Below are 20940 nucleotides of genomic sequence, written 5' to 3' on the forward strand. Positions count from 1 at the left end.
ATATATGAAAAACTTAAAATATTATATAGGATTTATTCTGTCGCTAACATTTCTCTTTACAAGTTGTCAAGACGACGATGCAGCGATAGGTAATATTGTAGCTCCAACAGGGGTAACAATATCTGCTGAAATTGTTGGGCAAGATGCCGATAATCCTTACGGAGATGGTAGCGGAATTGTGAATTTTACATCTACTGCAGATAACGAAATTACATATCAATTTAATTTTGGTGATGGTAAAACAGGCGTTGCTCCATCTGGAGAAACGGTGCACAGGTTTACACAAACAGGTATAAATACATACACGGTTGTAGCTAGTGCTGTTGGTACTGGAGGTGTAATGTCTAGTACGTCTATGGAAGTTGAAGTGTTTAGTTCATTCTCTGATGTAGAAGCTGAAAACTTTTTAGCAGGTGAATTAGTTGGCGATTCTAAAACTTGGTATTGGGCAGCAAATATTCCGCTTCATGTTGGTTTAGGTCCAGTTGAAGATGATTATGGAAATGGCGAGTTTGCTTATGAAGCTTGGTGGAATGCAATTCAGCCTTGGGATGAAGAGAAATATTGTATGTACGCTAATGAATTTGTGTTTACTCGTGGTGAAAATGGCTTAACCTTCGAACAAACGGTTGGTCCTGCTTTTGTGCCAGGAACTTATGCCGATGATTTAGGGGTAGATGGCGATACTTGTCACGATGAAACGGTTGCAACAACTATGTTTGGTGTCAAAAATGTATCATTTTTACCATCAACATCAAAAGCAGCTTTAGAAGGTAGTTATAATGATGAGCCTTATAGACAATCAACTTTCGAAATTTCGGATGGTGGTTTTATGGGATGGTATGTTGGTGCTAGTACTTACGATATTATTTCTATAAGTGAAGATGAGTTACGTGTTAGAATTATTCAAGTAGGTGGTGGTGAAGCATGGTATCATGTATTTACATCTAGTAAACCGGTAGAAGGAGAAGCCGATTTCGAATCGGAATTTAATACACTAGCATGGTCTGATGAGTTTGATACTGATGGAGCGCCAAATGCTGCTAATTGGACTTACGATTTAGGTGCAGGAGGCTGGGGAAACCAAGAAGTACAAACATATACTGAAGATGCTAGTAATGTCATTGTTGAAGATGGTATGCTTAAAATTACTGCCAAAAAAGATGGTACAGATTACACATCTGCACGTTTAAAATCTATCGACTTATACGAATTTAAATATGGTCGTGTTGAGGTAAAAGCTAAACTTCCAGCAGCACAAGGTACATGGCCTGCTATTTGGATGTTAGGTGCTAATTTTCCAGAAGTTGGTTGGCCAATGTGTGGAGAAATTGATATTATGGAACAAACTGGTGCTGATAAAAACACATCTTTAGGTACATACCATTGGTTCGATACAGGCACAAATGCTAATGCGAGTTATGGAGAAACCATTTCTGTAGAAAATGCGTCTTCAGAATTTCATCTATACACTTTGGAGTGGACAGAGGCAAAAATCACTGTTTTATTAGATAACGTTGTGGTTGTTGCCATGGATAACAATGCCGATTTACCATTTTATGATAAAGATTTCTTCTTAATCTTAAATGTTGCTATGGGCGGTACATTAGGTGGCGATATTGATCCGGCATTTACTGAAGATACAATGGAAATCGATTATGTAAGAGTTTACGAATAATAATATGAGAGCACATAAATTAGTTTTTTTAACGATAGTTTCAGTCGTTTTTATGTCGAGTAGCGCCATTGGTCAAAATAAAACTTTGGCGCAAAAGTTAACAAGCAAAGAAACCACTGTAGATCAAAAAGTTGCTGAATTACTTTCAAAAATGACTTTGGAAGAAAAAATTGGGCAAATGAATCAGTATAACGGGTTTTGGAACGTTACCGGTCCAACACCGTCTTCTGGCGATGCGGCCCATAAATATGAACATTTAAGAAAAGGCTACGTTGGTTCTATGCTTAATGTTCGTGGAGTAGAAGAGGTGCGTGCCGTTCAAAAAATTGCGGTTGAAGAAACGCGTTTGGGTATTCCTTTAATTATTGGTTTTGATGTTATTCACGGTTATAAAACGTTAAGTCCAATTCCATTAGCTGAAGCGGCGAGTTGGGATTTAGAAGCTATTAAAAAATCGGCAGAAATTGCAGCTTTAGAAGCTTCCGCGGCTGGTATTAACTGGACGTTCGCTCCTATGGTAGATATTTCTAGAGATGCTCGCTGGGGACGTGTTATGGAAGGTGCAGGAGAAGATACTTATTTAGGGTCTAAAATAGCGATAGCTAGAGTACAAGGTTTTCAAGGTGAAGATTTAACTCAACCAAATACCATTGCAGCCTGTGCAAAGCATTGGGCAGGTTATGGGTTTACCGAATCAGGAAAAGATTATAATACGGTAGATGTTGGAACTTCAACCTTAAATAATATTATTTTTCCACCATTTAAAGCAACCGTAGATGCTGGCGTAAAAACTTTTATGAACTCTTTTAACGAATTAAACGGAATTCCTGCTACAGCAAATGCGTTTTTACAACGTGATGTTTTAAAAGATAAATGGAAATTCGATGGATTTGTAGTATCCGATTGGGGTTCTATGTCTGAAATGATAAACCATGGTTATGCCGAAAATGTAAAACATGCTGCCGAACTTTCAGTAAAAGCGGGTTCGGATATGGATATGGAATCTTATGCGTACGTCAATGAGTTGGCTAATTTGGTGAAAGAAGGAAAAGTTAATGAAGATCTAATTAATGATGCAGCTTCTCGTATTTTGAAAGTGAAGTTTGAATTAGGACTTTTTGATGATCCTTATAAATATTGTGATGAAAAAAGGGAGAAAGATATCATTGGAAGTCAGAAAATAAATGATGCCGTTTTAGATGTTGCAAAAAAATCTATTGTACTTCTTAAAAACGAAAATAACGTATTGCCTTTAAAAAAGAAGGGACAGAATATTGCTGTTATTGGTGTTTTGGCTAACGATAAAACAAGTCCGCTCGGAAGTTGGAGAATTGCTGCAGACGATAATACAGCGGTTTCTGTTTTAGAAGGTTTAGCTAAATATTCTGGTAACAAGGTTACATATGCAAAAGGTGCCGATGTGGCACTTGGAGAGGCTTCTTTTCCTTTTGAATTAGAAATTAATACCAAAGATAAAAGTGGTTTTGAAGAAGCTAAGAAAGTAGCTGAAAACGCCGATGTTGTAATAATGGTGTTAGGTGAACACGGTTTTCAGAGTGGAGAAGCACGAAGCCGATCTAAAATAGGTCTACCTGGCGTTCAACAAGAGTTATTAGAAGCTGTTTACGCTGTTAATAAAAATATTGTTTTAGTATTGAACAATGGAAGGCCGTTAACTATTTCTTGGGCAGACGCACATATTCCTGCTATTGTAGAAGGATGGCAATTGGGTACACAAAGTGGTCATGCAATTGCGCAAGTATTGTATGGTGATTATAACCCGAGTGGTAAATTACCTATGACATTTCCTAGAAGTGTTGGACAAGTACCTATTTATTACAATTATAAAAACACAGGGCGTCCAGCAGCAAACGAGCCCAATAGCGTGTTTTGGTCGCATTATATAGACGAAAGTAATACGCCTCTTTATGCTTTTGGGCACGGATTAAGTTATACCTCGTTTTCTTATAGTGATTTAAAAGTGAACAAAATTTCAGATACCCATGTTGAGGTTTCAGTTGAATTAAAAAACACTGGAAAGTATAAAGGTAAAGAAGTTGCGCAATTATACATTCGCGATTTATTTGCTAGCGTAACACGCCCAGTAAAAGAATTAAAAGGTTTTGAATTGGTTGAGTTGGAGCCAAACGAAGCTAAAACGATAACATTTCAATTAACAGAAAAAGAACTTGGGTTTTATAATAATAGTGGTGATTTTATTGTGGAATCGGGCGATTTTAAAGTCTTTGTTGGTGGAAGTTCAGTTACTGAGCTAGAAGCTAAATTTGAATTATAGAAATTGAAGAGTTCGATTAATAATAACTATAATAGCGAAGACTAAAAATTGTGTTTATTAGTTTAGATTGTTTAAAAGAGTTAAGTTTTTGCTTAACTCTTTTTTATTTGAAAAAATTAATTTTTAAACAATGAAAAGTTAAAGCCTTTTTCCTCTAATCTTTTATATTTTTTGTAATCGAATTTATATAAGAAAGCACCTTTTTTAGAACCCGATTTATCCTTTTCATTTAATGGAATAAGTAACTTTAAAGACATTAATTTTTTTCTGAAATTTCTAGTATCTAAAGTTTTCTGGAAAATGGCTTCGTATAAATTTTGAAACTGCGGAATCGTAAATTTTTTAGGAAGTAACTCAAATCCAATAGGGTAAAATCTAGCTTTTCTGCGTAATCTATTTAATGCATCTTCAATCATTAAATCGTGATCTAAAACTAATTTTGGGAGTTTATCTACCTCGTACCAAATAGCATCGTGTTTTATAACCAATTCCTTATCATAATCATCAATACGAATTAATGCGTAGTGTGCTATAGAAATACAGCGTGCACCAGGATCTCGGTCAATATTAGAGTAGGTTTTTAACTCTTCCATAAAGATGTTCTCTAAACCCGTAATTTCTTTTAAAACCCGTCTAGCGGCCTCATTTGCAGCTTCGTTAGGTTTTACAAAACTTCCAATTAAAGATAAAGTACCTTTAAAAGGTTCTACGCGTCTTTCAAAAACTAATAATTTTAAAATGCCTTTATCAAAACCAAAAATGATACAATCTGTAGCCACATAAATGCGGTTTTCAGGCGCATAAATATCATTTAAGGGTAGGTTATTATGATCCATAAAAACAAATTTAAAAAATACCTTTAACTAAATTAGACTAAATGAAGTATTTAAAGGTTTTTAGTTGAGTAGGGTTTACTTTATGTGCTATTTGTTTTTTATAAATGAAACAGAACAATTTATAACCTTTTGAAGTTCTTTAGGTAGTGTATTCGAATCCCAAGGGTGTTTGGTATTAAATACATGATTTGCATCTTGTATAATTTCAAGTTGGCTTTGCGGATTCCATTCATGAAGTTGATTAGCCTCATCAATAAGAACGCTGGTATCACTATCACCATGAATAATTAAGTGTGGTGTTTTTAAGTTAGAAACCGCGCGTTTTATGGTTAATCTTTCTTCATTTTTAATGAAATCTTCATAAAACTGATAAAAATGTGGCATTTGTTGTTTTGTTCTTCCGTTTAAAACATATTTTACACCAGTGTTTTTCCACTCGGCCAAACCACCTGCAGTTGCTGTTCTTTTTCTAAAATCACAAACACCAGCTAAGCTTATTACGGTTGTAACTCGTTTATCTTCTTCAGCTTTAATCAATACAATACCGCCACCTCTGCTATGACCTATTAAATTTAGACTGTTTAAATTTATTATAGGTTTAAGTTTTTTATTATCTGAAATCCAATCGATAATTGATTCTAAGTCATCTAATTCTTTTGTGTAATTATTGTTTCCGAAGGCATCTAAATCAGGAAAATCAATAGGTTGTTCCATGGTGCCACCATTATGCGAAAAATTGAATTTTATAAAACAAAATCCCGCTTCCGCGAAAGCGTTTGCCATTAAATTCCAAGCACCCCAATCTTTAAAACCTTTATAACCATGACAAAAAATAATAATAGGAATATTTGTTTTTTCGGCAACAAAACTAACATCAATTAAAATCGATTTTTTGTGCTTTCCATTTATAATATAGCTTTCTTTGGATATCATATTATACTTCCTTTTCGGTGAATGGTATGTTAGGATTACAGATTTCTAAAATTAGTGTTTTTAATTCAACATAGAAATCATCTAGTGTTTCTTGAGTAATTAGAGCATCTTTTTTAGCGCCATTGCCGGCTTTATCTTTTTTAGAAAACTTTAAAAATCCTGCTTTTAAGTTTTTGAATGAAATAATACCAGCTTCTACTGGAAGCGTAATTTCATTAGATAATAACATCATGTAAGCATAGGTTAACACCTGAAAGCTTTTGCTGTATTTGGTATAATCGGTAGTGATGTCTTCCCAGTTTACAATTTCAACTTTATTGGCATCAACACGGCCTGTTTTGTAATCTACAATTCTAGTTACACCGTTATATTCGTCTACACGATCTACTTTTCCTGTGAGTTTTACAGGGAAATCGAGTTCTGGAATTTCGATTAAAACATTATTGTTTGATTCTATTTTGATTATTTTTATTTCATTACCGGCCTTTAAATCTTCAATTTCTAAATCTAAAAAGTTTGAAACATAACGCTTTGCAATTTCGTAAATAATAAGATTCTTTCCTTTTGTAATATCACCTTCTTTAAATTCATTTTTAAAATGAAAAGTGACTTTTTCATTAATTTGGGTTTTAAGCTTTTTAATAATATCAACCGATAAAAAAGACTTTTCTAATGGTTTGTAGAAATCTTCTAATGTATTATGGACAACAGTTCCTAGAGTGTTTGCTGCAACGGTTTCTTCAACTTCATCATGTTCCTTAATTTTTAAAATTTTCTGATAATAAAAATCTATCGGGTTTCTAACGTAGTTAGTAAGCGAAGATGGAGAAAAGCCTTTAGAGGCTATCTCTTTTAATCGGGTTTGCGAATCTTCAGTTTTTTCTACCACTTTTAATTCGGGAGTAATTACAGGTACATGTGGCGCTATAATTTCGTGGTGTATGTTATGGATGTTTTCTAATTCGAGTTGTGTAATAAAACGGCTTTTTTCACCACCTGTTAGCACATCTGCTTCTGTGTTATAAAGTATGTAGACATTTTTTGCACGTTGCAGTAACCTATAGAAGTGATAGGTGTAAACGGCATCTTTTTCTTTATAAGTGGGTAGTTTGTTTTCTATTTTAACATCAAAAGGGATGAATGAATTATTGCTTTTTCCTGAAGGAAGAATACCTTCATTTACCGAAGAAATAATTACGGTTTCAAAATCTAAAACACGCGATTCTAGCATTCCCATAATTTGTAAACCTTGCAAAGGTTCGCCTTGGAAATCTAAGGTTTCCGAACTCAGTAATTCTTTATAAACACCAAACAATGTTGAAATATCTTTGATGTGGTTGTATTTCGAGTTTAACAAGGAAAGTGCATTGAACAATTCATTAAAACGATACAGGTATTCTAAAGAAAGTAAATTAGCATCTTTGTTTTCGTCTAAATAGATTTTTATTTTTGAAATGATTAGACCGCAATTCTTTAGTGCTAAATCTATAGATGTATTCCAGTTTGAAAATAGTAAATCTAAAATCTCGTTAGAGAGTTTGCTTATTTCTTTTAAACGGACTAGAGTAAGATACACCAGGTTGTTGCTATCTATGGTTTCAATAATTTTGGCAGCGTAATCGATATTGTCTATGTAAAATAACGGACGAACAAATTGATGTGATAACACTTTAACAACGTCTTTAAAATAAAAGGCGTTACCCGATGTTTTATGGATATGAAATAAACTTTCAAAAAGGGATGCTAATGGAATGGATTTTAATGGAAATCCCATGGTGATATTTAGCGCTTCTACCGATGATGGTATGGAGTTTAATACAGGAATTAATAGGTTTTCATCACCTAAAACAACAGCGGTGCTTTGTAGTGATTTAGTTTCTGCTTCTATATTTTTTAATAGTGTGCCGATATATTTGGCTTGCCCGATGTTTTTCGGAACGCCATAAATGTTTATATTTTTTTCTTTGGAATAATTTTCGGTAATCCATTCAAACGGATGGTTATCGAAATGTTTCCAGTTTTTTTTGTGCTGCCTTGTAAAGAGTGCAGCATCATGTTTTGGATTGTTTATAAAAACACTATCAATATCCCAATAAACCTTCGCTAAGCCACGTTTTAAAAATTGCTGAATAATGTTCTCCTCAGCAGTATTTAAAGCGTTAAAACCTAAGAAAACGTGTTGCTTATCGGTAAGGTTGTTTATATATGTGTTGCAGTTTTCTGCGGCCTTTCTATAAATTAAACCTTGGTAGCCAATGTTTTTATTTAAAAGTTCTTTTGTGAAATGTTTGTAATAGGTGTAAAGCTTATTCCAAAATTGTAAATATTTTTTAACAAACTCGGTCTGGTTTGCTTCAACAGACCAATGTGTTAATTCTTGAATGTCGCTTAAATAATTAAATATATTTTCCTGAGGAATCAGGTAGCGATCAATTTCGTTAAAGTCTTGAAGTAATATTTGTGCCCATTTAGAAAAGGATTCAAAAGTATCTTGATCTTCCTTTTTTGTGAGTGCTAAATAGCTGTTGTAAAATTCGAAAAGTAATTCTGTGTTCGATGTGGTTTTAAGACCAGATAGATCTTCGACAAATTCTTCGATACTTATAATATCTGGAACAAATATCGTCTCTTGGATAACATGAACTAATTGATGTTTTAAAAAGAGACCTGCTCTTTTACTAGGTAGTACAAATGTGACTTTAGAAAGATTGTAGTTGTTCTTTTTTAAATCGTTTAAAACATCTAAAATGAAAGTTGTTATCATTTTATAAAAATAAAAAACGCTTCGGATATCCGAAGCGTTTTTTGTAAACTTATTTTATTTAAAGTTAACTTTATCTAATTACTTAGCTAAGTTAATTTCAACACGTCTGTTGTTTGCTCTACCAGTTTTAGTTTTGTTAGAGTCGATTGGTTTAGATTCACCGTAACCAAGTGCAGATAATCTAAATGCGTTGATACCGTTTTCAATTAAGTATTCTTTTACAGAATTAGCTCTTGAATCAGATAATCTTTGGTTAAGTTTTTCGCTACCAATACTATCAGTATGCCCTTCAACTGTAAATTTAGAAGTTGGGTATTCTTTTAAGATATTGATGATGTCACCTAATACAGTAGCAGATTGTGCTTTGATAGAAGATTTACCAGTATCGAATAAGATAGTTTTAGCATACTCGTTTAATTGTTTTTGAACAGCTGCAGTAACTTCTGGACAACCAGCGTTTGCAACAGTACCTTTTACTTCAGGACATTTGTCATCTTTGTCTAAAACACCGTCACCATCAGTATCAGGGTAAGGACAACCTTTGTTAGCAGCAGGACCTGCAACATCTGGACATTTATCATCAGCATCAGTTACACCGTCACCGTCAGCATCAGGACAACCAGCTAAAGATTTTAAACCTGCAACAGTTGGGCAGTTATCATCTTTATCAGCTACACCATCACCATCAGAATCAGGACAACCGTTAAATTCAGCAGTACCAGCTTCGTTTGGACAAGTATCTTTGCTATCTTCGATTCCGTCACCATCAGTATCAGGACAACCGTTGAAAGCAGCTAAACCAGCAACATCTGGACAAGCGTCATCTTTATCAAATATACCATCACCGTCAGTATCAGTTCCACCAAATTTGATAGAAATACCAGCAGTATGTTGGAAGTGAGTATCTAAGTAATCTTCAAACGCATGTTTGTAAGATGTTTGTAATGTTAAACCGATGTTTTCGTTAAACCAAACGTTTAAACCAACAGTACCATTTACAGTACCAGCACCAATTTCATCAATCCAAGTGTAACCACCACCAAGACCTACGAAAGGATCAATTGTAGTTCCATCTAAAAAGTTGTATTTAATTGTACCATCAACACCGTAGTATGATAAATCATCAACGCTGTTTTCTACATCTGGGTCAGAGCTAATATCTCCCCATTTTTCGATTTTATTTAAAGAACCTGTTACTCCAAAAGAGAAACCATCGCTTAAATATTTCGATACAGAAATAGTTGATAAAGAAGGTAAAATGTTCCAGTGATCAGAAGCATTTCCGAATTCATCTCCAAAAGAGTCACTCGCGAAACCGCCTCCAGCAAAAAGACTACCGTCTCCAGAAGGATAAGCATCAACTGCGTTTACACCGATGGTAATTTGCCAAGGATTGTTTTTGTCTTGCGCATTAGCGTTGCTATAACCAAGTACAAGCAACATAGCGAACAATAATCTGCTAAGATTTTTCATATTCAAAATTTTAAATTTTAAGTGTTAATTGTGAACAAAAGTAAGTTGTTATATGTTATTAACAAAGACAAATATATAAAAAATACATACAGAAGGGTAATTCGTCGGTACTATGGGTATGTTTTGGTTAAATTTTAACAATTTTATATCCTCTGCGATTGCTGTATTAACATTGTCTCGCCTTGGTTTAGTACAAGAAATTACATATTTTTTATAAATGCATACTTTTTTTTGTGGTATCTCAAAAAAACCATCAAAAAGTGATAAATTTTATTTTTTTTATAGCAAAATGAGATAGTTTGAGGTTTTTTGAAGATGTATAACATGAATTAAAACACGTTGTTATTTTCCTCTTTATTAATAAAATAAGGATTAAAGTGTTTCGATTTATTTATTTTGTATTAAATAAATAGGTCTTGTTAAATTAACATAAATAAGTTGAAAGCTAATTTAACATTTGCGCTTTAAAAAGGTAGGGATTGGACTTCAATTCCTTCATTAATGTATATAAGATACTTCTGTTTTACCTTAAAATTCATAGTGGTTAAAACGTCTTGGTAGACTTGTAATTGTTGTGCATGTTTTTTGTCTTCAAGTCCTGTTTTGTAATCCAAAATCACGGCGTCGTTATTTTGGTTAATTACCACACGGTCTGGTCTTAAAATTACACCTTCTTTGGTTATGATATCGCGCTCATTATATATCGTGTTTTCCTTTGTGAAAAAGGTTGCCAATTCTGGGTGATTTACTATTTGTAAAACGAGTTGTTTTAGTTCTGTGGCTTGTTCTGGGTTTATAGTTGATGACGAAATAAAATCCTGAATTACCTCGTCGACATCATCTTTGGTTTCAATGTGCGACATAATATCGTGAATTAAATTTCCTTTTTCAATAGCTTCTTCCTGAGTAGTATCCCATAAAAAACCAGACTTTGTTACCACTTTTATATTATGATGCTCTTTTGAAGTTGAAATAAACTCATGTTGAATATTGGTTTCTTTTGAAGATATGGTTTCTTTTGATGTCTTTTTGCTGTCTCCAAAACTATAGGTTAATTCACTATCACTCCAAAGATTATTGTGTTCTAAATAGTTAATCAGTAATCCTGAATATTTTTTAGATTTCGCATCTTCCTTTAAGGCGCTATCATTTTTAGATATAATATAGAGCTGTTCTACAGGGCGTGTAAGTGCAACGTACAATAGATTAATATTATCTAATTCTTGTTCAGCTTTATGATTTTCAAATATATGCTGGCCTTGTGTTCCAAAAAACTCGAAATCTTTATTGAAATTTAAAAGTGTATGCGAGAAACCGTTATATTTTTCCTTATCAATTTCTAACCATTCTTTAGGTTCTATTTCTCTATAGATGTCCAAATCTGCATAAGGGAAAATAACCACCGGAAATTCTAAACCTTTAGATTTATGGATAGTCATGATCTGTACGGCATCTTGCCCTTTCGGGGAAATTATACTGAGGTTTTCTTTTTTCTTGTCGAAATATTCTAAAAAGGCCGGGATGTCCGACCCTTTTTTATGCGAAAAGTCGAGAACGATATCTAAATAGAACTGAACATAAGCATTCGATGTTTTTACTAAATTGAAATTTCTCACAATAGTTTCTGCTAAATCATAAAGCGGTAATTGTAATAGAGTATCACCGTTTATAAAGATATTAAAGGCTTCAAAACTTTTAAAGAAATCCGAAACACTTAATTTAATATGCTTAGAGAAAAACCCGTGTTTATCATCAACTTTAAAAAGCTTAGCTAAATAGTCTAAAACTTCAATTTTGAGCTCATCGTTTTTAGGTTGCATTAAATAACCTAAAACAGCATTAATAAAAACTACTTCTGGCGCATTATTAATAAGTAACGTTTCCGAGGAAATAATAGGGATATTATGCTGGCTTAAATAGTTGGCAACCGCAACACCTTCTTTTTTCTTTCTAACTAAAACACAAATATCCTCTAGTTTGTAACCGTTATCTAGACAGTTGTTTATGTTTTCTAGAACTTTTTCAGGAAACACTTCATCTTTATCATCTTCTTTATCGAAATCAAGAAAAGAAAGTTCTACATAGCCGGTTTCGTCTTTTTTGATGTTTTGACTAGCATTTTCATATAAATCTTTATAATCTTCCTTTTTGAAAATTTGATTAGAAAGAAATTTAAAAAAGCTATTATTAAAATCAACAATGGCTTTAAAGCTTCGGTAATTATCTGGTAAATTATCAACAAACTGCTCTATTGGAAAAGGGTGATCTTTCTTATTGAATAAATCTATAAATTGTTCTGCTTTGCCGCCACGCCAGCGATAAATGGCCTGTTTGGCATCGCCTACAAGCATAGTGCTTCCGTTTTCTGATGCTACTGAGTTTTCTAATAACGGAATTAAATTACTCCATTGACTCTCCGACGTGTCCTGAAATTCATCAATAAAATAATGATTAAACTTTTCTCCAATACGCTCATATATAAAAGGAGTGGGTTGGTTTTTTATTTCCTTACTTATAATGCTATTAAATTCGGAAATCAACATTTTGTTTTGATCTTCTTTTAATAAAGTAAGTTCTGTGTTTATGGCGTTTAAAACCGATAAAGGTGTAATGTTTTTATAAAAGGCGTTCAGGAATTTATGATTAAATATAGCTTGTTTCGTTTCATTAAAAACTAAAAATATGTGTGGTTGTAAACTATCAATGGTTCCTGCTGTTTCTGCCGTAACGCGTTTTGGGTACAATGTATCGTTTTCTATATTGTCTTGCCATTTACTTCCAAAGGCTACGTTGAAATTTTTATCAGCTAGTTTTTCAAAGTGTTTTGGTAAATAGGCTCCGGAAAAATCTTTAAATTCTAATCCCGATGTATTAAATTGAGTTAAAAGTTGTTTGGCTTTTTCGGCGATTAGCTCCTCTTCTATATTAATATCTTTTTTAAGCTTGATTTTTAGTGCTTTAAAATCATCGAGTGTTTTATCTTTTATTTTTTCAAAAAAAGGAATATCGTTTTCATTAACAAGAAGCTTTGCTATTTTGTTAAAATCGAAGGCTACATCGTAACTTTTATCATCATCGGCTTTTTCAATGGCAAAATCTACTAGCACTTTAGTGAGCACAGTATCGGTTCCTGCTTTAGAAATTAGACTATCTACGGCTTCACGCAAAAGAGATTCTTGGTCTAATTCTACTTCAAAATTTAAAGGTAATTTTAAATCGTGAGCAAAGGTTCTTATTAATTTATGCGTAAAACCATCAATAGTAGAAATATCGAAAGCTGCGTAATTGTGTATAATGCTTTCTAATAATGTTATGGCCTTTTTGTGTAGTTGTTCTGGGCTTAAGTTTAAGTCATCACAAATGGATAAAAACATCGGGTTTTCTAGCTTCAGAATGTCTTTGTCCGAGAATTGCTTTAAAGTATCTATAATACGGCCTTTCATCTCGGCAACCGCTTTATTTGTAAATGTAATTGCTAAAATATTCTTAAATAAATAAGGTTTGTTTGAGCTAAATAAAATCTTTAAATAAGCTTTTACTAAAGTAAAGGTTTTTCCGCTGCCCGCTGAGGCATTGTAAATAGTAAAAGGTTGGTTGCTTTGCATGAATTTAAATTTGCATACAAGATAAAAACTATCAATGAGTTGATAACAATTTATTATTTTTAATTGACCCGATTTATGTGTAAATTTGAATTAAATTAAATATTAATTAAATAAAAATAAAAATTATGGCTTTTGAATTACCAGAATTAGGGTACGCTTACGACGCTTTAGAACCACATATGGATGCACGTACTATGGAAATACACCATACAAAGCACCACCAAGGATATACAAACAATTTGAATAACGCTATTGCTGGAACCGATTTAGAAGGAAAATCTATTGAGGATATTCTTGCAAATTTAGATATGGATAATGGCGCTGTTAGAAATAATGGAGGAGGATTTTTTAATCACTCTTTATTTTGGAGCGTAATGAACCCAGAAGGAAAAGGATATTTATCTGGAGAGTTAAAAGATGCTATTGAGGCAGCTTACGGATCTGTAGACGATTTTAAAGATGCTTTTGCTAAAGCAGCAGCAACGCGTTTTGGATCTGGATGGGCATGGTTATGTGTGCACAAAGGTGGTAAAGTAGAAATTTGTTCTACACCAAACCAAGACAACCCATTAATGCCGGGTGTAACTTGTGGAGGAACACCAATTTTAGGTTTAGATGTTTGGGAACACGCGTACTACTTAAACTACCAAAACCGTCGTCCAGATTACATTAAAGCATTTTTTAGTGTAATAAACTGGAATGAAGTTGAAAAACGTTACGCTGAAGCAAAGTAAGCAACCAGCATTAAATATTTTAAAAGCCGTTTCTGTTTAGCAGAAACGGCTTTTTTATTGGAAACAGTTTTATGTAAATGAATTTAGCCACGTTAAAATCTGTGGTGATAACATGTGATTTGATATTAATAAACCAAAGAGAATTTTGGAAAGCTTAATTAAGAAAAGCTTTTTAAGGAAATACGAGATTTTATAAAATGAAAAAGGTGAACAGATGTTCACCTTTTTGCCCCAAATCTACCATGAACTTAACCTACTTATGTTATGGTGAGACAAATATATGTTTGTAAGTCAGTTTGTTAAAATTTTTTAGTTAAACGACTTATATCTTGGTTTAAGCGGAGTATTAAATATATGTAGGGTTTAATTGAAGTTTAATAAAGAAAAACGAAAATAATGCGCATAAAAAAAGGCGAACAGAAGTTCACCTTTTTTTGCCCCAAATCTACCATGAACTTAACCTACTTATGTTATGGTGAGACTAATTTATGTGTATTTACTTTAAAGCTGTTATATTTTAGATGAAATACATTTTTTTAAGTTGAAATGCATTTTTACTAATTAAACCCCTGAAAAATAGTAATTTCAAAATTAATATGCACGTTCATTATTACCTTCATAAAAATTGATAAAGGCACGATTTACAACACGATTACCACCATTAGTTGGGTAGTTTCCTGTGAAGTACCAATCGCCTAAATGTTCTGGACAAGCTTTGTGCAGGGAATCTACCGATTGGAAAATAACCTTAACTTCAGTTTTAATAGTTTCATCACTTAATAATTCTGAAATTTTATCTGAAATCTGCTCATCTGTAAACGGATCGTAAACTTCTTTCACAAAGTTTTGTACGTGTTTATCTTTTAATTCAGTTTGCTCGATACATTTTTTATAAACATCATCAATAATATGATACTGGTTGTTCTCTTTCAATAACGCTAAAGCTGCTTGGAAAGCAACTAAGCTTTCTAGGTTTGCCATATCGATTCCATAACAATCTGGATAGCGAATTTGCGGTGCAGATGATACAACTATAATCTTTTTAGGATTTAAACGATCAAGCATTTTTAAGATACTTTTCTTCAATGTAGTACCTCTTACAATACTATCATCAATAATTACCAAGTTATCGGTAGGCTTAATAACGCCGTAAGTAACATCGTAAACGTGTGCAACTAAATCATCACGGCTACTATCTTCTGTGATAAACGTTCTTAGCTTAACATCTTTAATAGCTATTTTTTCAACACGAGCGCGCTCCGATAAAATTTCGGTAACTTCTTCAGCAGATATTGAACGTTGTCCGGTTAAAATAGCTTCAGTTTTCTTTTTATTGATAAAGTCTTCTACAGTTTCAATCATACCAAAAAACGAAGTTTCGGCTGTATTTGGGATAAAAGAGAATACTGTATTTTTAGTATCGTTATCAATAGCTTTTAAAACCTTTGGCATAAGTAATCGACCAAGCATTTTACGCTCTTGATAAATTTCTGCATCACTTCCTCTTGAAAAGTAAATACGCTCGAAAGAACAAGATTTACGTTCTAATGGAGGTAGTATTTGTTTCAATCTAACTTCGCCAGATTTTTTAGTGATAATAGCTTGTCCTGGTTCTAGTTCCTTAACATCTTCAAAATTTACATTGAAAACAGTTTGAATTACCGGACGTTCTGAAGCAACCACTACAATTTCATCATCTTGATAATAGTAAGCTGGTCTAATTCCTGCAGGATCACGTAAAACAAAAGCATCACCATGACCTATTAATCCGGCCATAGCATAACCACCATCCCAATTTTTTGCAGCACGTTTTAAAATTTTGCCAACTTTTAAACGTTCGGCTATTAATGGAGAAGCTTGTTGTTTGTTATAGCCTTCTTTCTTTAAATCACGGTATATTTTACTAACCGCATCGTCAAGGAAATGACCAATTTTTTCCATTATAGTAATGGTATCTGTGTACTCTTTTGGATGTTGACCTAGCTCTATTAAGTTTGAAAATAATTCTTTAACATTTGTCATGTTAAAGTTTCCAGCCATAATAAGATTACGGTGCATCCAGTTATTTTGTCTTAAAAATGGGTGTACACTCTCTACACTATTTTTTCCAAAAGTTCCATAACGTACGTGCCCAAGTAACACTTCTCCAATGTATGGAATGTTCTTTTTTTGCGCAGCCACATCATCCATGTATTCTGGATGCTCTTTGAACTCTTTATTAACGCGGTCGTTAATTTGTGCAAAAATATCCTGAATAGGTTGTTGTGCTATAGAACGCACTCTACTAATGTAACGTTCTCCAGGTTTTGTATCTAATTTAATACTTGCAAGACCAGCACCGTCTTGACCACGATTGTGCTGCTTCTCCATCATTAAATACATTTTGTTTACGCCATAAAATGCGCTACCGTATTTTTCTTTATAAAATTCTAACGGTTTTAATAGTCTAATAACTGCTATTCCACATTCGTGTTTTAGGGCATCACTCATAGTCTAAATTATTTTATGCTTTGCGGTGTTTCTTTTTTAGATTCCTCGGTCTCCAAAGGAATTACATTTTAATGGTGGTCTCGAGATTTAGTCTCAAGAAAATATGTTCAATTAAAAACGCGCCCAAATTATGGGCGCGTTAGTTTATGTTAATTCTATTTCAAATTGAGTTAAGTGTTTAAACTGCATCAGTCGTTGTTGCACTTCGCTGTGCGACAAATTCTCCATGCGCTCGGTGCCAAACTTCTCAACACAAAAGGATGCTAGAGCAGAACCGTAAATTACGGCGTTCTTCATGTTCTCGAAAGATACATCGCCTGTTTTTGCTAAATAGCCAGCAAAACCACCTGCAAAGGTGTCTCCTGCTCCAGTTGGGTCAAAAACTTCTGCTAGAGGTAAAGCTGGTGCGTAAAACATTTGTTCGTTATGGAACAATAGTGCGCCATGCTCTCCTTTTTTGATAACCACGTATTTTGGTCCCATTTCATGAATTTTTTTCGCAGCAACAACTAGCGAATATTCGCCGGTTAATTGTCTTGCTTCTTCATCATTTATGGTAATCACATCAATACGTTTTATAACGTTTTTTAAATCTTCTAAAGCGATATCCATCCAGAAATTCATAGTATCTAAAACTACTAATTTCGGTTTAACCGTCATTTGATCTAAAACACTAGATTGGACGAGTGGATGTAAGTTTCCTAACATAACCACTTCGGCATCTTTATAATTTTCTGGTACAACTGGGTTGAAATCTTCTAAAGTATTTAGCTCTGTTATTAAGGTATCGCGAGAATTCATATCATTATGATATTTTCCGCTCCAAAAAAACGTTTTACCTTCTTTAACGATTTCAATACCTGAGATGTCGATATTTTTGCTAGAAAGTAAGTCTAAATATTTTTGTTCAAAATCGCCGCCAACAATAGAAACAATGGCAGAATCTACATCGAAATTAGATGCAGAAAGACCTATATAAGTACCTGCTCCACCTAAAATTTTATCGGTTTTACCGAATGGTGTTTCAATAGCATCATAAGCTACTGTACCAACTATTACTAATTTACCCATGAAAGTTCTTGATAATTTTCTGCAAATATAGGTTATTTATATGCTTAATCCTTATTATTTTTAATGTTCAATTTGAATGAAAATTGCTAAGATTAATGTTTTAAAAGAAGAAGAATTACTTTTACTTACGCCCAAAATCGGCTGGAATTTCTCCCCAGGCCTTAGTTTCCCATTTTACAATTACGGTTTTGTAACTGTTGTTTTTAAGCCAGTCTACGGCGCGATCTACTAAATCGAAAACGGGTTTGTTTTTTGTATTACGCTCTAATTTAGTGTTGCATATTTTTTTACGAACCCAACTCATAGCGGTTCGTGAATCTGTATATAGTATACGGTCGCTATTGTTATTTTTAAGAATAGCCAAGCCATGAACTAGAGCTAGAAATTCGCCTATATTATTGGTTCCTTCAGGAAAAGGACCTTGAATAAAAATTTGTTTTTTTGTTTTTGTGTCTACACCTCTGTACTCCATAATACCAGGGTTTCCACTAGAAGCAGCATCTACCGAAATGGAATTATAATTAGGTTGCCCTATTTTTCTGAGTTGTTCGGCTGTTAATTCACTTTTAAAGCCTTTGCTTTTTCCAATATAATCGAAATAATTACCCTGCAAAGCAGCTTCCGCGGCTTCTAAGGTTGTGAAAGATTTGTATTGAGCGCCATCAAAGTTGGTTATTTGAGCTTTGCAGTCGTTCCATTTTTTGAAAACGCCGGTCTTTTTACCTTTCCAAACGGTGTAAAATTTCTTTTTTTTCGACATACTTTGGCATTTCCCACGAAAGTGGTAGTTGTTTAAATTTAGTTTTTTTAATTATTTTGATAATATATCGTTAACAACCTGCGGAAAGTGCTCCATTTCTAATTGGTGTATTTTGGCAGCAACATCATCGGCAGTGTCTGTGTCGGCTACATTACATTTTGCTTGAAAAATAACAGCACCTTCATCATAATGTTCATTTACATAATGTATAGTGATACCTGTTTCCTTCTCTTTATTATTAACAACAGCATTGTGCACGTGCATACCGTACATGCCTTTTCCTCCGTAGTTTGGTAGTAAAGCTGGGTGAACGTTAATCACTTTATTAGGGAAAGCGGCTAGTATATTATCTGGAAATTTCCAGAGATAACCTGCTAGCACTATTAGGTCGGGTTTAGAGGCTTTTAATATGTTTAGAACGTCTTCCGTCTCGGATATTGCTATTTTATTGAAAGAAAGTGCGCTAACCTTTAGTTTTTTTGCTCGCTCTAAAACTTTGGCATGAGGATTGTTAGTTAACATCTGAATAACAGAAGCATTTTCTCTGTTGTGAAAAAACTTAATTAGATTTTCAGCATTAGTACCACTCCCGGACGCAAAAATTACAATTCGTTTCATTTACAGACAATGTGTTTAATAATTATTAAAACAAAAAAAAGAATAAATATTAACAATTAGAAGGTAAAAGAGAAATACTTAAAACTATTTTTAGTAAATTACACACACATTTTTAAGGTAAAGGTGTGTTTTAAAAATAAAGTTTTTTATTTTTGCCAACTAATAAAATTAAAAATTTAAAATTATGTCAGACATTGCATCAAGAGTAAAAGCTATTATCGTTGATAAATTAGGAGTAGACGAAAATGAAGTTGTAACTGAAGCTAGCTTCACAAACGATTTAGGAGCGGACTCTTTAGACACTGTGGAATTAATAATGGAATTCGAAAAAGAATTCGATATTCAAATTCCAGATGATCAAGCTGAAAACATTGCAACAGTAGGTCAAGCTATATCATACATCGAAGCAGCAAAATAAGCAAAATATTTTATGGAATTAAAGCGAGTTGTAGTCACAGGATTAGGGGCTTTAACACCAATTGGCAATACCAAAGACGAATTTTGGGAAGGTTTAATTAGTGGTAAAAGTGGTGCTGCGCCTATAACATATTATGACGCCGAAAAGTTTAAAACGAAGTTCGCTTGCGAATTGAAAAACTTTAACGCAACAGATTTTTTTGATAGAAAGGAAGCTCGGAAAATGGACCGATTTGCACAATACGCTATGGTAGCTGCAGATGAAGCCATTGAAGATGCTAAATTGAATCTAGATGAAGTTGACAAATTAAGAGTAGGCGTTATATGGGGAGCAGGCATCGGTGGATTGGAAACCTTCCAGAACGAAGTATTAAACTTCGCTGCTGGAGATGGAACGCCACGTTTTAACCCTTTCTTTATTCCTAAAATGATTGCTGATATTGCACCAGGAAACATCTCTATAAAACATGGTTTTATGGGGCCAAACTATACAACGGTTTCGGCATGTGCATCTTCTGCTAACGCTATGTTTGATGCTTTAAACATTATTCGTTTAGGGCATTGTGATGTGGTTGTTACAGGCGGAAGTGAAGCAGCAGTTACTATTGCAGGTATGGGCGGGTTTAACGCTATGCACGCACTATCGACTAGAAATGAAAGTCCAGAAACAGCTTCACGTCCATTTGATGGAACGCGTGATGGTTTTGTTTTGGGAGAAGGTGCTGGCGCACTGATTCTAGAAGAATATGAGCATGCAAAAGCTAGAGGCGCAAAAATTTATGCGGAATTTGTTGGAGGAGGTTTGTCTTCTGATGCTTACCACATGACGGCGCCACATCCTGATGGTATTGGTGTTGTAGCGGTTATGAAAAATTGCTTGCAAAATGCAGGACTTAAACCGGAAGATATAGACCATATTAATACTCATGGTACATCTACGCCTTTAGGTGATGTTGCAGAATTAAAAGCAATTTCGGAGATCTTTGGAAGTCACGCTAAAAACATAAATATTAATTCAACAAAATCTATGACTGGGCACTTATTAGGTGCAGCAGGTGCTATTGAAGCAATTTCGGTTATTTTGGCAATGGAAAACGGAGTTATACCTCCAACCATTAACCATACTACGGTAGACGAAAGTATAGATCCTGAATTAAATTTAACCTTAAACAAGGCACAAAAGCGGGACATAAAAGTAGGAATGAGTAATACATTTGGATTTGGCGGTCACAACGCCTGTGTAGTATTCAAAAAATTAGATTAAA

At 33.8% G+C, this 20940-nt stretch carries 14 protein-coding genes; 5 read left to right on the forward strand and 9 right to left on the reverse strand.

What is annotated here, in order from left to right:
* Positions 1 to 4 precede the first annotated feature (4 nt).
* Together GQR98_RS06910 and bglX are read left to right on the forward strand one after the other, a co-directional pair.
* On the forward strand, positions 5 to 1678 hold the full coding sequence (locus GQR98_RS06910; RefSeq protein WP_159018875.1) for a family 16 glycosylhydrolase: 1674 nt from the start codon (positions 5 to 7) through the stop codon (positions 1676 to 1678).
* Between the two features lie 4 nt (positions 1679 to 1682).
* Positions 1683 to 3974, forward strand: a complete 2292-nt coding sequence (gene bglX / locus GQR98_RS06915; protein ID WP_159018876.1) for a beta-glucosidase BglX — start codon at positions 1683 to 1685, stop codon at positions 3972 to 3974.
* A 116-nt stretch (positions 3975 to 4090) separates the two neighbouring features.
* On the opposite strand, the gene GQR98_RS06920 is transcribed toward bglX, so the two are convergent.
* The 5 genes from GQR98_RS06920 to GQR98_RS06940 form a co-directional block, all read right to left on the reverse strand.
* Entirely contained in the window at positions 4091 to 4810 is a 720-nt protein-coding gene (locus GQR98_RS06920) for an NUDIX hydrolase (protein ID WP_159018877.1), read from the reverse strand.
* Between the two features lie 87 nt (positions 4811 to 4897).
* The gene (locus GQR98_RS06925; RefSeq protein WP_159018878.1) at positions 4898 to 5743 is read right to left on the reverse strand and encodes an alpha/beta hydrolase family protein; all 846 of its coding nucleotides are present in this window, start codon (positions 5741 to 5743) and stop codon (positions 4898 to 4900) included.
* A gap of 1 nt (position 5744) precedes the next feature.
* Positions 5745 to 8507, reverse strand: coding sequence for a PD-(D/E)XK nuclease family protein (locus tag GQR98_RS06930; protein ID WP_233268090.1), 2763 nt, complete (start codon positions 8505 to 8507; stop codon positions 5745 to 5747).
* 78 nt (positions 8508 to 8585) lie between these two features.
* The gene (locus GQR98_RS06935; protein ID WP_159018879.1) at positions 8586 to 9980 is read right to left on the reverse strand and encodes an OmpA family protein; all 1395 of its coding nucleotides are present in this window, start codon (positions 9978 to 9980) and stop codon (positions 8586 to 8588) included.
* A 464-nt stretch (positions 9981 to 10444) separates the two neighbouring features.
* Complete coding sequence (locus GQR98_RS06940; RefSeq protein ID WP_159018880.1) at positions 10445 to 13585, reverse strand: UvrD-helicase domain-containing protein; 3141 nt, start codon at positions 13583 to 13585, stop codon at positions 10445 to 10447.
* Between the two features lie 125 nt (positions 13586 to 13710).
* On the opposite strand from GQR98_RS06940, the gene GQR98_RS06945 reads away from it, so the two are divergent.
* Positions 13711 to 14319, forward strand: coding sequence for a superoxide dismutase (locus GQR98_RS06945; RefSeq protein WP_159018881.1), 609 nt, complete (start codon positions 13711 to 13713; stop codon positions 14317 to 14319).
* A gap of 591 nt (positions 14320 to 14910) precedes the next feature.
* Here the strand turns inward: GQR98_RS06945 and GQR98_RS06950 are convergent.
* From GQR98_RS06950 to GQR98_RS06965, 4 genes are all read right to left on the reverse strand, one after another.
* Positions 14911 to 16809: an amidophosphoribosyltransferase gene (locus GQR98_RS06950; RefSeq protein WP_159018882.1), complete on the reverse strand. Its 1899-nt coding sequence runs from the start codon at positions 16807 to 16809 to the stop codon at positions 14911 to 14913.
* Between the two features lie 144 nt (positions 16810 to 16953).
* Positions 16954 to 17880 carry a PfkB family carbohydrate kinase gene (locus GQR98_RS06955; protein WP_159018883.1) on the reverse strand — a complete coding sequence of 309 codons (927 nt, stop codon included), beginning with the start codon at positions 17878 to 17880 and terminating at the stop codon, positions 16954 to 16956.
* A 121-nt stretch (positions 17881 to 18001) separates the two neighbouring features.
* The gene (locus tag GQR98_RS06960) at positions 18002 to 18640 is read right to left on the reverse strand and encodes a viroplasmin family protein (protein WP_159018884.1); all 639 of its coding nucleotides are present in this window, start codon (positions 18638 to 18640) and stop codon (positions 18002 to 18004) included.
* A 51-nt stretch (positions 18641 to 18691) separates the two neighbouring features.
* A complete protein-coding gene (locus GQR98_RS06965; RefSeq protein ID WP_159018885.1) occupies positions 18692 to 19258 on the reverse strand; it encodes a phosphoribosylglycinamide formyltransferase in 567 nt (188 codons plus the stop codon).
* A gap of 184 nt (positions 19259 to 19442) precedes the next feature.
* On the opposite strand from GQR98_RS06965, the gene GQR98_RS06970 reads away from it, so the two are divergent.
* Both GQR98_RS06970 and fabF read left to right on the forward strand, forming a co-directional pair.
* Entirely contained in the window at positions 19443 to 19676 is a 234-nt protein-coding gene (locus GQR98_RS06970; protein WP_007647141.1) for an acyl carrier protein, read from the forward strand.
* Between the two features lie 12 nt (positions 19677 to 19688).
* The gene (gene fabF, locus GQR98_RS06975; protein ID WP_042504040.1) at positions 19689 to 20939 is read left to right on the forward strand and encodes a beta-ketoacyl-ACP synthase II; all 1251 of its coding nucleotides are present in this window, start codon (positions 19689 to 19691) and stop codon (positions 20937 to 20939) included.
* Position 20940 lies beyond the last annotated feature (1 nt).

The sequence above is a fragment of the Algibacter sp. L3A6 genome (assembly GCF_009796825.1).
GTDB lineage: Bacteria > Bacteroidota > Bacteroidia > Flavobacteriales > Flavobacteriaceae > Algibacter.

What these genes read in the sequence shown, in the direction of transcription:
- GQR98_RS06910 (WP_159018875.1), top strand. Translation starts at nt 5, where the DNA reads ATGAAAAACTTAAAATATTATATAGGATTTATTCTGTCGCTAACATTT.
- GQR98_RS06945 (WP_159018881.1), top strand. Translation starts at nt 13,711, where the DNA reads ATGGCTTTTGAATTACCAGAATTAGGGTACGCTTACGACGCTTTAGAA.
- GQR98_RS06955 (WP_159018883.1), bottom strand. Translation starts at nt 17,880, where the DNA reads ATGGGTAAATTAGTAATAGTTGGTACAGTAGCTTATGATGCTATTGAA.
- GQR98_RS06960 (WP_159018884.1), bottom strand. Translation starts at nt 18,640, where the DNA reads ATGTCGAAAAAAAAGAAATTTTACACCGTTTGGAAAGGTAAAAAGACC.
- GQR98_RS06950 (WP_159018882.1), bottom strand. Translation starts at nt 16,809, where the DNA reads ATGAGTGATGCCCTAAAACACGAATGTGGAATAGCAGTTATTAGACTA.
- GQR98_RS06940 (WP_159018880.1), bottom strand. Translation starts at nt 13,585, where the DNA reads ATGCAAAGCAACCAACCTTTTACTATTTACAATGCCTCAGCGGGCAGC.
- GQR98_RS06965 (WP_159018885.1), bottom strand. Translation starts at nt 19,258, where the DNA reads ATGAAACGAATTGTAATTTTTGCGTCCGGGAGTGGTACTAATGCTGAA.
- bglX (WP_159018876.1), top strand. Translation starts at nt 1,683, where the DNA reads ATGAGAGCACATAAATTAGTTTTTTTAACGATAGTTTCAGTCGTTTTT.
- GQR98_RS06935 (WP_159018879.1), bottom strand. Translation starts at nt 9,980, where the DNA reads ATGAAAAATCTTAGCAGATTATTGTTCGCTATGTTGCTTGTACTTGGT.
- GQR98_RS06925 (WP_159018878.1), bottom strand. Translation starts at nt 5,743, where the DNA reads ATGATATCCAAAGAAAGCTATATTATAAATGGAAAGCACAAAAAATCG.
- GQR98_RS06920 (WP_159018877.1), bottom strand. Translation starts at nt 4,810, where the DNA reads ATGGATCATAATAACCTACCCTTAAATGATATTTATGCGCCTGAAAAC.
- GQR98_RS06970 (WP_007647141.1), top strand. Translation starts at nt 19,443, where the DNA reads ATGTCAGACATTGCATCAAGAGTAAAAGCTATTATCGTTGATAAATTA.
- fabF (WP_042504040.1), top strand. Translation starts at nt 19,689, where the DNA reads ATGGAATTAAAGCGAGTTGTAGTCACAGGATTAGGGGCTTTAACACCA.
- GQR98_RS06930 (WP_233268090.1), bottom strand. Translation starts at nt 8,507, where the DNA reads ATGATAACAACTTTCATTTTAGATGTTTTAAACGATTTAAAAAAGAAC.